The organism is Arcicella sp., from assembly GCF_964672035.1.
Map to the genome: position 1 here is coordinate 12,966 of NZ_CBABQS010000033.1, position 14,934 is coordinate 27,899.

Below are 14,934 nucleotides of genomic sequence, written 5' to 3' on the forward strand. Positions count from 1 at the left end.
AATTTATAACAGAGTTTGCGCAATTTGCCCGAATGAGACCCCCATCTCGTTTGGGTTTTTTTATAGTTTAACTTTGAGTTATGAGAAGTGAGCTATGAGATTTACTGAAATCTGATTTATATAACTCAAAGCTCATCGCTCGTTTCTCAAAGCTGAATTAAGCAACTTCCAAAGCCATTTTCGTTACAGCCAAAGCCTTCTTATCAAACTTAATCAAAGCGATTAATGCACCCACCGTAGCTACTGCAAGACCGATGTAAAGGAATGCTTCTGAATATGAAATTGTTTCTGATTTAAAAAGAAAACCCGCTAAAACACCCCCTAAATTCCCCCCTGCACCCACGATTCCAGCCACTGAGCCTACATTTTTAGTGTCTATGAACGGTACGATTGCGTAAGTTGCTCCGTTTGCCATTTTCAAGAACATCGCAAAACCTAACATGGCAACCACTGCCATTGTTAATGAACCCGTTTGGGCAAAAAGCACAATGCCAATTCCTTCCATAATTAAGAAACCAGCCAATAGCCACCCCTTTCCTCTCATACCGTAAGAATTACCCACTTTATCGGCAACGATTCCGCCAACGGCACGAGCGAAGAGATTCATAAATCCGAAAAGTCCTGCTAAAAGACCCGCTGTTTTAAGGTCGCAAGAGAAATTTTCAGAGAAATATAAAGCGGCAATATTATCAAAAGTGATTTCAATGCCGAAACAAGCTCCGTAAGCCAAAAATAAAATCCAAGTACGATAATCAGAGGCTGCAGAAAGGAAAGAACCTTTTGCTTGTGGCGTATTTGTTCTATCAATTTCTGAATAATTCCCATCCGGTGTATCCTTTGTGAATTTGTAATACACAAAAGCCATTACCAATAACATTGCTCCTGGAATAATCATCGCATAACGCCAAGCCTCTGGTTTTGAATAACCTAAACCTACAAAGGCTGCCAATACTAAGGGCATAACCATGTTAGTAACACCTCCACCAAGATTCCCCCAACCACCTGCAACAGCGTTGGCAGTTCCCTTGATTTTAGGCGCAAACATCGCCGAAGTATGATATTGTGTAATAACAAAAGAGGCTCCAATTACGCCAATCGCTAATCTAAACAATAAAAAACTCTCATAGCTATGGGCCAATCCGATGGTCATCACTGGAATAGAACCCAAAACTAAAAGTCCTGTATAAGCCAATCTTGGTCCGATAGTATCGCAAAGACGACCAATGAGCAGACGAGCAAAAATGGTTGCGGAAACCGAAGCAATGATAATATTTCCAATCTGTCCTTTCGTTAAACCCAAATCATCTTTTACAATTTTCATTAAAGGGGCAATACCAAACCATCCGAAGAAACAAAAGAAAAATGTTATCCATGTAATGTGGAAAGTCTGCATTTGAATGCCTTTCCAAGAGAAAATTTTAAGAGAATCTAAGGGTTTGTTCAAAGTATTCATGATGGTTTTAATTTTCTAAATATTTGATTAATAAATATTTAGTTTGACATATCTTCTCGCCCCCACGAGAGACATTTTTCAACCGATGTTGAAGGGATTTTAACTAACAATTAACAATGGATAATTAACAATTATTAGTATTTCATATGCTAATTAATGTTTTCAATTACTCTCTGTTAACTGGTAATTGTTAATTATTAATTGTTCATTGAATTGCTCACTGAGACTAACGACCTCCCCAATCACAATAACCGCTGGGTTGGCTATATTTTCTGAAACTGACTTTTCTATAATGGTTGAAACCGTACCAACTACTGACTTTACATTTTTGCGGGTGCCATTTTGGATAATTGCCATGGGCATTTCTGACTTTCCGTGTTGTGCAAACATTTCACAAATTTCAGATAACTTACTCATTCCCATTAGGATAACCACTGTAGCGGATGACTGAGCGGCTAACTCTATATCTCTTGAAATTTCTCCTTTTTTAGTGGTTCCTGTAATTACCCAAAAACTTTCTGCGTATCCTCTACTCGTTACGGGAATTCCCACGGATGCAGGTGCAGCAATGGCGGAAGTTACGCCCGATACTATTTCACATTCAATATTAAAACTCTTAGCGTATTCCATTTCTTCAAATCCTCTACCAAATACAAATGGATCGCCTCCTTTTAATCTTACTACGTGTCCATATTCATGGGCCAAATAGACAATTTTTTGATTAATCTCTTCTTGGGTGTAAACGTATTTACCTAATCTTTTTCCAACATAAATTCTTAACGTATCTGGACGAGCATATTCTAACAATTCTTGATTAGCAAGGGCATCATATAATATTACGTCCGCAGATTTGATAGCTCTGATTCCTTTTAGGGTTATCAGTTCAATGTCTCCTGGACCAGCACCAATTAAAGTTAATCTTGGAATATTCATATTATGAGTTCTTTTACTCTATTTTAACTAAATAGAAATACTTAGTTCTTATTTCGATACAAAAGTGCTACAAAAATGTTAAAAACAAAAATATTAGTTAATAAATTGACTAATATTTTTAAAATAATTGAAAATTATCATTTTTTAGGTTTAAATTTGAACTATAAATAAAGATATTTAAGGAAATATATTGAAAACAGGTTATTAATTAAGTGCAATTGTTAAATAGTTAAATTATATCTTGAAATAGTAATAAATACTTAATTATTGAAGTTTTTTAGATTTATCATTTAATAAAGTTCAACAAGAGTATGAGTAAGTTTCCTTATAGTTTATTGTAGTAAAAAAAAATCAATTTATACATTATCAAAACCAAATTTTGGGATTGAATTTTTTTAAAGATCATGAAAAAAATCGTCGTCGTGGGGAACGGAATGGTAGGTTATAAGTTTTGCGAAAAACTTGTTAATAAGGACGTTTCCAAGCAATGTGAAATTATCGTTTTTGGTGAGGAGATTCGTCCTGCCTACGACCGTGTGCATCTTTCAGAATACTTTGCGGGAAAAACTGCGGAGGATTTGACAATGGCACCCACCGAATGGTATACTAAAAATGGTATTCGTTTAATATTATCTGACCCCATTGTGGACATTGACCGTGAAGCAAAAACGGTTCGCTCACATCACGGAATCGTTGAAAATTACGATTATTTAGTAATGGCTACGGGTTCGGGCGCTTTTGTACCCCCAATTCCAGGGGTTGAAAAAGATGGCGTTTTCGTTTACAGAACCATCGAAGACTTGGATATGATGCAGGCTCACGCTCGTAAAGCAACGAAAGGAGCGGTGATTGGCGGAGGACTTTTGGGTCTGGAAGCAGCCAAAGCATTATTAGACTTAGGTTTGCAGGAAGTTCACGTAGTAGAATTTGCTTCGAGATTAATGCCGAGACAAATTGATGAAGCGGGTTCGAGAGTATTACAAGCCAAATTAGAAACCCTTGGCTTAAAGATTCACTTGAATAAAAATACCCAAGAAATTGAGGGTGATGGTATTATCGAATTTATGCAATTTGCCGATGGTTCACGTTTGGATGTAGATATGCTGGTAATTTCAGCAGGTATCAAGCCCCGTGACGAAGTAGCGAAAGTGGCAGGATTGGAAGTGGGAACTCGTGGTGGCATTGTGGTAAATAATGCGTTACAAACATCCGACCCAAATATTTATGCGATTGGCGAATGTGCTTTGGCTCATCACATGATTTATGGTTTGGTTTCCCCTGGTTACGAGATGGCCGAAGTTGTGGCAACTGCGATTTTAGGAGGAGAAAAAGAATTTTTACCTTATGATATGTCCACCAAATTAAAATTAATCGGTGTGGATGTGGCAAGTTTTGGCGATGCGTTTATTCAAGAGCCTAATGCTCAGACCATTGTGTTTGAAAATTCGGCAAAAGGAATTTATAAAAGAATTAATATTTCAAACGATGGTAAGTATTTATTAGGTGGCGTTTTAGTGGGTGATGCCGAGCAGTATAATATGCTTTTGCAAAACACTAAAAACAAAACCATTCTTCCTGCCGACCCCGAAGATTTGATGTTGGGTTCACGTGGAGGTGCGGAAGGAAGCGCTTCGGGCGTGATGGCATTGCCAGATGAAGCCTTGATTTGTTCGTGCGAAGCCGTTACAAAAGGCGCAATTTGTCATGAAATCGTTGAGAATAAGATTACTACTTTCGATGGCATCAAAAAATGTACGAAAGCAGGAACGGGTTGTGGCGGTTGTGTGCCAATGGTGAAAGACCTTATCAACGAAACGATGAAGTCGCAGGGTGTTTTTGTGAGAAATGTTATTTGCGAACACTTTAATTATACTCGTCAAGAATTATTTGATTTAGTAAAAATTAAAGAATATAGAACTTACGATGAAGTATTGAATAATCTTGGTCATGGAGACGGTTGCGAGTTATGTAAACCTCCCGTAGCTTCTATCATTGCGAGTTTATGGAATGAAATGATTTTGGAAAAAGGCAATGCCACCGTTCAGGATTCAAATGACCGTTACTTAGCAAATATTCAAAAAAATGGTACTTATTCAGTCGTTCCAAGAATTCCAGGCGGAGAAATTACGCCCGAAAAATTGATTGTGATTGGACAAGTTGCTTTAGAATATAATCTTTATACCAAAATTACGGGTGGACAACGGATAGATTTGTTCGGCGCTCACGTAGGTGATTTACCTGATATTTGGGAAAAATTAGTAAATGCTGGTTTTGAGTCGGGTCATGCTTACGGAAAATCATTGAGAACTGTAAAATCATGCGTAGGTTCAACGTGGTGCAGATTTGGCGTTCAAGATGCGGTGAGTTTTGCCATTGAAGTGGAAGAGCGTTATCGTGGTTTGCGTTCACCGCATAAATTGAAATCGGCCGTTTCAGGATGTACTCGTGAATGTGCGGAGGCGCAATCGAAAGATTTTGGTATTATCGCTACCGAAAAAGGTTGGAACTTGTACGTATGCGGAAACGGAGGCGTGAAACCTCGTCACGCTGAATTATTGGCAACGGATATTGATTCAGAAACTTGCTTGAAATACATCGACCGTTTCTTGATGTTTTATATCAAAACTGCCGAGCCATTAACTCGTACTGCTCCGTGGTTAGATAAAATGGAAGGCGGAATAAATTATTTGAAAACCGTAGTGATTGATGACGTTTTAGGAATGGGCGAGCAATGGGATGCTGAAATGAATTTATTGGTAGAAGCTTACAAATGCGAGTGGAAAGAAGTCGTAGAAAATCCAGAACTCCGTAAGCGTTTTACACATTTCGTAAATGCTCCAAAAGTCAAAGACCCAAATGTGAAATTTGAGCAGATGCGAGAAATGGTGAAAGCAGGAGAGTGGAAATAATTTTCGAGTTGTGAGTTAGTGAGTATTTGCGATAGGTTAAATCACAAATCACTAAATCACAAATAAAAATTCACTAAATCACAAATAATACAATGGTTTTAGAACAAATAATTACGTGGCACTTAGCGTGCAGTACCGACGATATTCCTGCCAATGGTGGGGCTTGCGCCTTGATTGAAGGCGAACAAATTGCGATTTATAATTTTGAACGCCGTGGCGAATGGTACGCTACGCAAAACCTTTGTCCTCATCGTCAACAAATGGCACTTTCAAGAGGAATGATTGGTTCAACAGGCGTTGAGGCTGAACCAAAAGTAGCTTGTCCATTTCATAAAAAAACATTCTCATTGAAGTCTGGAGAGTGCTTGAGTGGTGATGATTACGTCATTAAAACGTATCCCATAAAAGTAGAAAACGGACAGGTTTTTGTGGGATTGGAAGAATAAAATAATTATATATGCTTGATAATCAAATATTTAAACGGCTTACCCGACTCTATGTTATTGCCCTCTTGGCAGTGGCGTTACTTTCCTTGGTGGGGCAGTTGTTGATTCAGGTTTTTTTGAATTCTCTATTGGATGATTCGCACGTGGTGAACATTGCGGGGCGACAAAGAATGTTAAGTCAAAGACTTTCCAAAACGGCGGTTTTATTGTGCCAGCCCCAAGTTTTTCAGGCCGATGCGGAATATTATTCCCAAGACCTCAAAGAAATTATTGCCCTTTGGGAGGCCAGTCATAAAGGCTTGAAAAATAAAAACTTAAAGACAGATGGAAGAAATTATACTGTCAGAAACAGCGATAAAATTGACAGTATGTTTCGGCAAATTGACCCAATTTTTCAAGTAATTTTAGCCAATGCCAAACTATTAGATAACACCATTAATAAACCCATTAAAAATCAACAAGAAGTCCTTCATTATGCTCGTAATCAAATACTTACTAATGAACGAGCATTTTTGAAAATGATGGATAAAATCGTTTTTCAGTACGATTTAGAATCCAGAAACCGTGTTGACACAACAAAAAAAATAGAACTCTTTCTATTCATTTTATTATTTAGTATTTTAGTATTGGAAGGAGCATTTATCTTTCGCCCGATTGCCAATCATATTCGATTTGTTATTAAAAGATTGACTGATTCTGAAGCCAATCTTCGTAAAACAAACGAAACGCTTTTGCAAACGCAACAAGCATTGGTGCAAGCAACGGAAGAAAAATATAAACTTCAATTGGCCGAAGAAAAAATACGAGCGGCATCATTAATGGAAGGTCAGGAAGGAGAGCGAAAACGATTAGCCGCCGACCTTCACGATGGTATTGGACAGATGCTTACAGGTTTGCGATTGCACAGTGAAAAGGTAAAAAGTTTTGATTTTACGAATGTAAAACAAGCAAAATCTTTTGATGAACTGCAAAATCTAATTCAAGAAACCATTGAAGCTACTCGAACGGTTTCGTTTAGTCTTGCTCCTTCGGTTTTGAGTGATTTTGGGGTTGTCCCAGCCATTAGAATTTTGACGGAACAAGTTTCAAAAATGACGAACATGACTTTTAAACTACAAGCTGAAAAAGTTAATCGACTACCCGAAGCCATTGAAACAAGCCTTTACCGCATTACACAAGAAGCAATTCATAATGCAGTAAAATATGCAAAATCTACGCTAATTAATATACAACTAATTGAAGATGAACGATTTGTAATATTAATAATTTCTGATAATGGCGAAGGATTTGACTTGAAATCAGTTAAAAAAACGTTGGGAGGGAGTGGTTTGAAAAATATGCAAGCTCGTGCAGAACTACTGAATGGAACGTTTAAAATTCAATCAAAAATTGGAAAAGGAACGAATATAAAAATTGAAATACCTAAGTAGTAGTAAGGTAAGCATAAGCATTCACTTTCAAATTCTCAAAGCTCACATTTTAAATAGAATCATCAATAAAACTATAAATTTTTAACAATAGCTGTGAATGATAAGCAATGTAACGGGTAGTCTCATTGCTCAAAGCTTATAGCTTAAAGCTTTTAATTATGAACACAATCACCATTTTATTAGCAGATGACCACGACGTTGTCAGAAGGGGAATGAAAATGCTTTTGGAAGATGAAGAAGGCATAAAAGTTGTTGGCGAAGCATCAGATGGCTTAGATGCCATAGAAAAAGTGAAATTGTTGATGCCCAATGTTGTTATTTTAGATTTAACAATGCCTAAAATGACAGGAATTGAGGCGGCTAAAATAATTTCTAAAGAATACCCCGACGTGAAAATCTTAATTTTTTCGATGCATCATAACAAAGAATATATTGTTAGTTCCGTAGAAAATGGAGCAAATGGCTATTTGTTAAAAGATACCAATAAAGATGAATTATTAAAAGCCATTAAAGTTGTTTCGGAAGGAAGAAAATACTTCCCTCCCGAAATTTCGGAGGTAATTATTAATGAATTATTAGCCAAAGCTACTGGAACCCAAGAAGAGACTCGACCAATTTTTGAAAAAATTACGCCCAAAGAAAAGCAAATTTTGGGTATGATTGTACAAGGATTTAATAGTAGAGAAATGGCAGATAAGTTGTTTTTGAGTATTCGTACCGTTGACAATCATCGGGCCAATATGATGAAGAAAGTAAAAGCAAAAAATACGGCTGATTTAGTAAAAATGGCCATTGGCTGATTTTAATGAACAATTATCAATTAATAATTAACAGTGTTGATTCATTTGAATTTCCATAAACTGTTCACTATTAATTGATAATTTTCACCTTCTCAAATACCCCAATCTTTTGCCTTCTTCCATTCGCTCAATGGCGTATCGGAGCATGGTTCGTGGCATTTTTTGAAGATGTTCATTCAAAAATTCTTCGAGTGCCAGTTCATCTCGTTTGCCCACTTCTCGCAACATCCATCCGCAGGCTTTGTGCATAAGGTCGTGCTTGTGTGAAAGGAATTTTTCGGAAAGATTAAAAATATCCGAAAACTGCCCATTTCTAATAAATTCCAAACAAGAAACCACCGCTACCCGCTCCGACCATAAGTGTCCAGATTCAGCTATATGGTAAAGAATTTGACGGTCTTTGTTTAATAAAAATTTCCCCAGAAGTTTATACGCAGAACAATCAACTAAATCCCAATTATTGATTTGGTGAATATTCTTCAAGTAAAATTCGATAATTTCCTGTTGTTGAATGGGCGAAGATTTTGGGAATTGTGCCACCAAAACCAGCAAACCAGCAAAACGTAATTCATGAATTTTATCATTAATAAGTTCTTGAATATCTGTAATTTGGGTAGATTTCCAATGCTCTTTTACCAATGCTTGCACTTGCGGGTTTGATAATCCAATAAAAATATCGCCTTCTCCATATTCTCCTTTTCCAGTCTTAAAGAATCGAGCGGTTTGGATGGCTCGCTCAGGGTTTGAGATTTGTAGGAGGGCTTGTTTGAGGGATGTTTTCATAAACAAAAATAGTAATTTGTTGGAAAAGTGAAAATCCTAACTATCTTTAATTCAGATAATTAGGATTTATTTGTGGCCTCGGAAGGAATCGAACCTTCATCTCAGGTACCGGAAACCTACGTCCTATCCATTGTACTACGAAGCCATTACTTTTACAAAATTACGAAAACTTATCTAACTGCTTGACCAAAACTTCAAAATCTTTTGGATAGGGCGCTTCAATTTTTATAATTTCTTCATTCACTAATCTAAATGTTAGAGAATGAGCATGAAGTGCTACACGCTTGATAATTGGCTGTTCTTCAGTTTCTTTTTTGAGATGAAACTTTCGTTTTAAGTCAGAAAGATAAATCATCTCGCCGCCATAAGTGGTATCGCAGACGATAGGCGCTTTCAAACACACCAAATGTATCCGAATTTGGTGCATTCGTCCCGTAATAGGCATACATTCCACAAGTGTATGATTTCTATAAACCTTCATCGAATTGAAAATCGTGTCGGCTTCTTTTCCTTTTTGTCGGTCAATGGCCACCATTGTTCCGTCACGTTTTGGGGCAATGGGTAAATAAACCGAAATCATTTCAAAATCGTGCGTTCCATTCACCACGGCATGATAGCGTTTTTCAACTTTTCGATGTTCAAATTGCATTGAAAGATGACGATAAGCGGCTGGATTTTTTGCAATGGCCAATACGCCCGACGTTTCTTTATCCAAACGATGACAAAGTTGTGCATCATCGGCATATTCTTTCGCTAAACGTAGGATACTCATCGAGTTATCCGCTTGGCGTTCATCCAAAGAAGCGATGTGAGGAGGTTTATTTATTAGAATATAATCGTCGTTCTCGAATATAATTAAGTCTTTGAAATTCAGTCTCATAAAGGGTGTTCGTAATTTTTGGCAATCATTAGATTACCTATTTTCATTTACAAAGTTACCAAAATAAAACGAAACTGATTAAAAGGTTTTTTCAAGGGAAAGTCCTCTCGCCAATCAAAGGCTTGTGGAATATGATAATTTTTTTATTCCCTTAATAAAAATCCTTAATTTTAGATTCAAACTTCTCAATGCTGAAATTTAAAATTATATAACCATGACTTTAAGAGACATTTTTACTCATATTTCCGTTAATCCTAATGGCTTACTTTTGTTCTTATTGTCCATTCCTTTACTGACTTTTTTAATCAGTATTTGGCAAAATCCTACTATTCCTCCGCAGCAAAAACCCGCTCGATTTTTTTATGCTGCCATGGCCTATTTAGCCAGCATTCCAGGCATTTTTGCGATTACTTTAAATGTATATTTGTTCCTTTTTGAGCGTCAAAGCATTTGGGATATGAATCTGATTACGCAATTATTACCCATTGTTACGATGGTTGGAACACTCATGATTATCAAGCGAAATATTCCTTTTGAGTACGTTCCAGCTTTCGGAAAATTATCGGGCTTTGTGACGTTCATTTTTGCCATGATTGGCATTATGTGGTTCGTGGATAGACTACGTATTTACGCCATTACTTACGTGCCATTTCATTATATCGCTATTGGTTTTATAGCACTATTGTTGTTGATTAGATTTGGTTGGAAAAGGATGTTCTAAAATAATTAACCGCTTGATAAATAATTAGTTATAAAAATATAAAGGGTTTTGGTAAAGTAGGGTTTTTACTATATATTACAACATTGCTAATCCTAAACTTATCCTTTTATGCAAAAAACTGCCTATGTATTTTGCTTACTACTAATTAATTTTACTATTAAAGCTCAATCAAAAAAAGACCATTATTTTTTCAAATTTGGCGTTAAATCCCTAAGTGTTGGTACGGATAATCCGTTTGCAAAAGGCAATTTTTATCTAAAACCAGCCATTGATTTTGGGTTTGGGATTAATTATAATCTATCGAAAAACATTCGTTTTCAGCCCGAAATTCATTACAATCCTAAGGGTTTTAAATCAAAATATAATTTCACTGATTCTACATATTTTGAGAATTCTTTGGAATTACACTACCTTGATTTTTGCCCAAATTTTAGTTACACTTTTGGCGGTTATCAGTGTTTTCAAACACGATTTATTGTTTGGGGAGGGCCATATTTGGGACTTGGGTTAACGGGAAAAAGTGTAATTTCAGGCGTTTTGCCTCGTATAATTGGCATACATTCCGATAGCACATTTTCAACGATAAATAAAAGATTTGGAGATGGTTTAAATAGAATGGATTATGGTTTTAATGTAGGTTTTGGATTCCAATACGAGAAATTCGCTCAGTTTGGAGTTTCATATAGTTTGGGTCTCAACAATATTGTGGATAAAAACTCATTTGCCATTTACAATAAATCCGTTGGAATTTACCTGATTTTCTTATTTGATGAAATGTTCTGAATCAATTTTTAGTGAAAATAAAAATGCCGATGAAGAGCTATTAACTCCAAATCGGCATTTTTTATATCGTTTCATTAAAATCATCCCGCCCAATTTTCTCGGTCCAGACTTCTGTATTGAATTGCTTCTGCCAAATGTTCAGTCCTAATATCTTCAGTACCTGCTAAATCAGCAATAGTTCGAGCAACCTTTAAGATTCTGTCGTAAGCACGGGCGGATAATTGTAATCTTTCCATGGCACGTTTCAAAAGGGCAATCCCTGCTTCAGTCAATACACAAACTTCTTTTACCATCTGTGAAGGCATCATGGCATTTGAATATATTTCAGGATGATTTTTGAACCTTACAGTTTGAGCTTCACGGGCTTTTATGACTCGTGCTCGTATTTGTTCCGATGATTCTGATTTTCTATTGGATGATAATTGTTCAAACTTTACGGGCGTAACCTCCACGTGTAAATCAATTCTATCCAAAAGTGGTCCCGATATTTTATTCAAATATTTTTGAACTACCCCAGGCCCGCAAACACAATCTTTTTCTGGATGATTATAATAACCACACGGACAAGGATTCATGCTCGCAATCAACATAAAACTTGATGGAAATTCAACGGCCGACCTCGCTCTGGAAATAGAAACTTTTCTGTCTTCCAAAGGCTGACGCATCACTTCCAGAGCTGAACGTTTAAATTCGGGTAATTCATCCAAAAACAAAACGCCATTGTGTGCCAACGAAATTTCGCCAGGTTGTGGATTACTGCCACCGCCTACTAAAGCGGCATCCGAAATAGTATGATGGGGTGAACGGTAGGGACGAGTTGAAACCAAGGTAGCTTTTGCTCCTAACTTACCAGCCACTGAGTGAATTTTAGTTGTTTCTAAGGCTTCATGAAGAGTTAGCGGAGGTAAAATTGAAGGAATTCGTTTTGCTAACATGGTTTTTCCCGCCCCCGGAGGTCCAATCATAATCGCATTGTGGCTACCCGCAGCGGCAATTTCTAAGGCTCTTTTAATATTTTCCTGACCCTGAACGTGCGAAAAATCAGCGTCATAGTCATTTTGAGAATTAGAAAATATATCTCGTGTATCGGTAATCAAAGGTTCAATTTTCAAAATACCCCTCAAAAAATTAACCGCTTCCTTTAGGTTTTTAACCCCAATAACCTCTAAATTATTTACGATAGAGGCTTCTAACGCATTTTCAGTAGGTAAAATAAACCCTTTAAATCCTTTTTTACGGGCTTCAATCGCAATGGGTAAAACTCCTTTGATAGGGCGTAATGAACCATCGAGCGCTAATTCGCCCATGATTACGTAGTTTTCAAGTTCTTTTAAATCTGCTTGCGATGAAGCATGAATCACGCCCAAAGCAATGGGTAAATCATACGCCGAACCTTCCTTACGAATATCCGCAGGGGCAAGATTAACCACAACTTTTGTTCTGGGAAAGAAATATCCTACCTGTTTAATGGCAGATTCTACCCTTTGTTCAGATTCTTTGACAGCACCATCTGGCAAGCCCACGATGTAGAAATGTTGTCCTTGTCCTTCGCTAACTTCAACGGTGATAATAGTAGCATCAACGCCATGTAAGGCACTTCCGAAGGTTTTGGCAAGCATAATTATAGTAGTTAAAGTGTTGAATTTTGTTCAAATATACAAAGAATTTTCCCTCAATTCAACCAATTTCAATTACTTGAAAGATTACGTATCTTTTGAATCAGTTTTCCAATAAAATAGATTTAATTCATGAAAATTAACCGTAATTTAGTTCAACAAATTTTTATAATTGATTTTGACTAAGGTAAAGTTGCATCTTCAAAATCATGGACAAATAAGGTTTACCGAAACAAAAACTCAAATTTATGCAACCTGACGCTTGGCAATTCCTTCAAACTTATACGCCCGCACGCATAGCCCGTGGACGAGCTGGACATAGCATCCCAACCAGCGAATTGCTAAAGTTTCAGTCTGACCATGCCCAAGCCCGTGATGCTGTTTATTCAGAATTAGCGATTCAAAAAATCACGCAAAATTTTATTGAATTGTTTGATTCACAGGTACTTCTCCTGAAAAGTGAAATCAAAAATCGCCCTCAATATTTGCAAAGACCAGATTTAGGTAGAACGTTAAGTCAAAAGTCAAGAGAGGAATTAATGGAAGGGAATTGGTCAGAATCAGATATTTGTTTTATCATTGCCGATGGACTTTCTGCGCAAGCGATAAATCAACATGCGTTGCCAGTTTTAGAAAACCTTTTGCCAAGACTTCAAAAAATTAACTGGAAAATAGGGCCAATTTGTCTTGTGGAACAAGGAAGAGTAGCCATTGGCGATGAAATTGGGTTTCTTTTAAAATCAGAAATTGTGGTAATTTTGATTGGCGAACGCCCAGGATTGACTTCACCCGATAGCATGGGCGCATACATAACTTTTCGCCCATCCGTAGGTATGACCGATGAAAGTCGAAATTGTGTATCAAATATTCGACCACAAGGAATGGATTTTCAAATGGCAACGGATAAGATTTTATACATTTTAACCGAAATGAAATCCAAAAAATTGAGTGGTGTTAATCTAAAAGATGAGTATGATAAAGACGTATTATTGCCTTGAATGAGAACGTAATATTTTGTTTAATGAGCTTGATAACCTATTAAATCAGAAGGGATTATGAAGAAAGTATAATTGAAGTTTGCGTTTATTAATATAATCCATCATTATTTTATCAAACTATTTATTTAAATTTCTTTATTCATGTAATTTATAACGTCTATATATGACATTTACCGCAAAAAGCCTTGTTTTAGTCACTATTTTTTATATTTTTGTAAAGCGTTTTAAGTAATGCAAATTTTTTTGACCTAACAAAGTGGCGGCTTTGTTAGGTTTTTTTTATGCTAACATTTACGAGCTAAAATACTTTTACTAATAAGCTTTTCGCCACTTCATAACTGATAAAAGAACGGGCGTTTCCTCCAATTTTTATAGTTAAAGATTTATCGAAATCATTAACTTCTATTACGTTTATACTCACTCCTAAACTTAATCCTATCTTGGCTAAATATTGCAAAAAATTAGTTGAATGTTGCGATACCCCCATCATAATGACGGTTTGATTTTCCCCAATATCCGAAAGATTTTTGTAGCCTAATTCAGGCATCCGTCCATTGCTATCGGGAATAGGGTCACCGTGTGGATCACACTGAGGGAATCCTAAAAACTCGTCTAAACGTTGTACTAATTCATCCGAATTAATATGTTCTAATTCTTCCGCTATTTCATGAACTTCATCCCAATTGAAACCCAATTTATTTACTAAAAAAACTTCCCATAGTCGGTGTTTTCTGATGACTTGTAAAGCCAAGTTTTCTCCCTTTTTAGTCAGTCGAACTCCTTGATATTTTTGATAGCTAACTAATTGTTTTTCAGATAATTTCCGTAACATATCAGTTACAGAAGCTGCTTTTGTTTGCGTTAATTCAGCTACGGCATTCGTACTGATTTCGTTCTCTGTTTCGGCAGATAATTTATAGATAATTTTGAGATAGTTTTCTTCGGTAAATGAAATCATTTTGCTGGGAGATTTGGTTGTAGTGATTAGTTATTGGTTATTGGTTATTAATTAGTGGTAATACTTTGCACCAATAACTAATAACCAATAACTAATAACCAATAACTCAACATACAAAGATATTATTTTTGTATGACAAGTATAAATTTTAGGCTAACCTAAAAAAATATTTTGGATTATCATTATTAAAATATACATTTGTGTTATACACTTTGTCGCCAATC

13 protein-coding genes and 1 tRNA gene are annotated in these 14,934 nt (G+C 36.3%); 7 read left to right on the forward strand and 7 right to left on the reverse strand.

Annotation, left to right across the window (positions count from 1 at the left end; all coding sequences use genetic code 11):
• Window positions 1-157 precede the first annotated feature (157 nt).
• Window positions 158-1,453, reverse strand: coding sequence for a NarK family nitrate/nitrite MFS transporter (locus AC1W31_RS10845; protein ID WP_481734463.1), 1,296 nt, complete (start codon window positions 1,451-1,453; stop codon window positions 158-160).
• A 162-nt stretch (window positions 1,454-1,615) separates the two neighbouring features.
• Window positions 1,616-2,386 carry a uroporphyrinogen-III C-methyltransferase gene (gene cobA, locus AC1W31_RS10850; RefSeq protein WP_481734464.1) on the reverse strand — a complete coding sequence of 257 codons (771 nt, stop codon included), beginning with the start codon at window positions 2,384-2,386 and terminating at the stop codon, window positions 1,616-1,618.
• A gap of 404 nt (window positions 2,387-2,790) precedes the next feature.
• Here cobA and nirB point away from each other — a divergent pair, with 404 nt between their 5' ends.
• The 4 genes from nirB to AC1W31_RS10870 all read left to right on the forward strand — a co-directional run bounded on the left by nirB (window position 2,791) and on the right by AC1W31_RS10870 (window position 7,971).
• Window positions 2,791-5,295: a nitrite reductase large subunit NirB gene (gene nirB / locus AC1W31_RS10855; RefSeq protein WP_481734465.1), complete on the forward strand. Its 2,505-nt coding sequence runs from the start codon at window positions 2,791-2,793 to the stop codon at window positions 5,293-5,295.
• Window positions 5,296-5,387: 92 nt separating this feature from the next.
• Window positions 5,388-5,741: a nitrite reductase small subunit NirD gene (nirD, locus tag AC1W31_RS10860; RefSeq protein ID WP_481734466.1), complete on the forward strand. Its 354-nt coding sequence runs from the start codon at window positions 5,388-5,390 to the stop codon at window positions 5,739-5,741.
• Between the two features lie 11 nt (window positions 5,742-5,752).
• The gene (locus tag AC1W31_RS10865; RefSeq protein ID WP_481734467.1) at window positions 5,753-7,171 is read left to right on the forward strand and encodes an ATP-binding protein; all 1,419 of its coding nucleotides are present in this window, start codon (window positions 5,753-5,755) and stop codon (window positions 7,169-7,171) included.
• A 158-nt stretch (window positions 7,172-7,329) separates the two neighbouring features.
• Complete coding sequence (locus AC1W31_RS10870) at window positions 7,330-7,971, forward strand: response regulator (RefSeq protein ID WP_481734468.1); 642 nt, start codon at window positions 7,330-7,332, stop codon at window positions 7,969-7,971.
• An 84-nt stretch (window positions 7,972-8,055) separates the two neighbouring features.
• Here the strand turns inward: AC1W31_RS10870 and AC1W31_RS10875 are convergent, their stop codons facing one another.
• The 3 genes from AC1W31_RS10875 to AC1W31_RS10885 form a co-directional block, all read right to left on the reverse strand.
• A complete protein-coding gene (locus tag AC1W31_RS10875) occupies window positions 8,056-8,754 on the reverse strand; it encodes a DNA alkylation repair protein (protein WP_481734469.1) in 699 nt (232 codons plus the stop codon).
• A gap of 73 nt (window positions 8,755-8,827) precedes the next feature.
• Window positions 8,828-8,899 (reverse strand) — tRNA-Arg (locus tag AC1W31_RS10880).
• Between the two features lie 15 nt (window positions 8,900-8,914).
• Entirely contained in the window at window positions 8,915-9,634 is a 720-nt protein-coding gene (locus AC1W31_RS10885; RefSeq protein ID WP_481734470.1) for an RluA family pseudouridine synthase, read from the reverse strand.
• A gap of 214 nt (window positions 9,635-9,848) precedes the next feature.
• Here AC1W31_RS10885 and AC1W31_RS10890 point away from each other — a divergent pair, with 214 nt between their 5' ends.
• Complete coding sequence (locus AC1W31_RS10890) at window positions 9,849-10,355, forward strand: hypothetical protein (RefSeq protein WP_481734471.1); 507 nt, start codon at window positions 9,849-9,851, stop codon at window positions 10,353-10,355.
• 108 nt (window positions 10,356-10,463) lie between these two features.
• Window positions 10,464-11,138, forward strand: coding sequence for an outer membrane beta-barrel protein (locus AC1W31_RS10895; RefSeq protein WP_481734472.1), 675 nt, complete (start codon window positions 10,464-10,466; stop codon window positions 11,136-11,138).
• Between the two features lie 80 nt (window positions 11,139-11,218).
• Here the strand turns inward: AC1W31_RS10895 and AC1W31_RS10900 are convergent, their stop codons facing one another.
• The gene (locus AC1W31_RS10900) at window positions 11,219-12,757 is read right to left on the reverse strand and encodes a YifB family Mg chelatase-like AAA ATPase (protein ID WP_481734473.1); all 1,539 of its coding nucleotides are present in this window, start codon (window positions 12,755-12,757) and stop codon (window positions 11,219-11,221) included.
• Between the two features lie 245 nt (window positions 12,758-13,002).
• Between AC1W31_RS10900 and eutC the strand changes: the two genes are divergently transcribed.
• The gene (gene eutC, locus AC1W31_RS10905) at window positions 13,003-13,752 is read left to right on the forward strand and encodes an ethanolamine ammonia-lyase subunit EutC (protein ID WP_481734474.1); all 750 of its coding nucleotides are present in this window, start codon (window positions 13,003-13,005) and stop codon (window positions 13,750-13,752) included.
• Window positions 13,753-14,050: 298 nt separating this feature from the next.
• Here eutC and AC1W31_RS10910 read toward each other — a convergent pair whose 3' ends face one another.
• Window positions 14,051-14,710, reverse strand: a complete 660-nt coding sequence (locus tag AC1W31_RS10910) for a metal-dependent transcriptional regulator (protein ID WP_481734475.1) — start codon at window positions 14,708-14,710, stop codon at window positions 14,051-14,053.
• Between the last annotated feature and the right edge of the window lie 224 nt (window positions 14,711-14,934).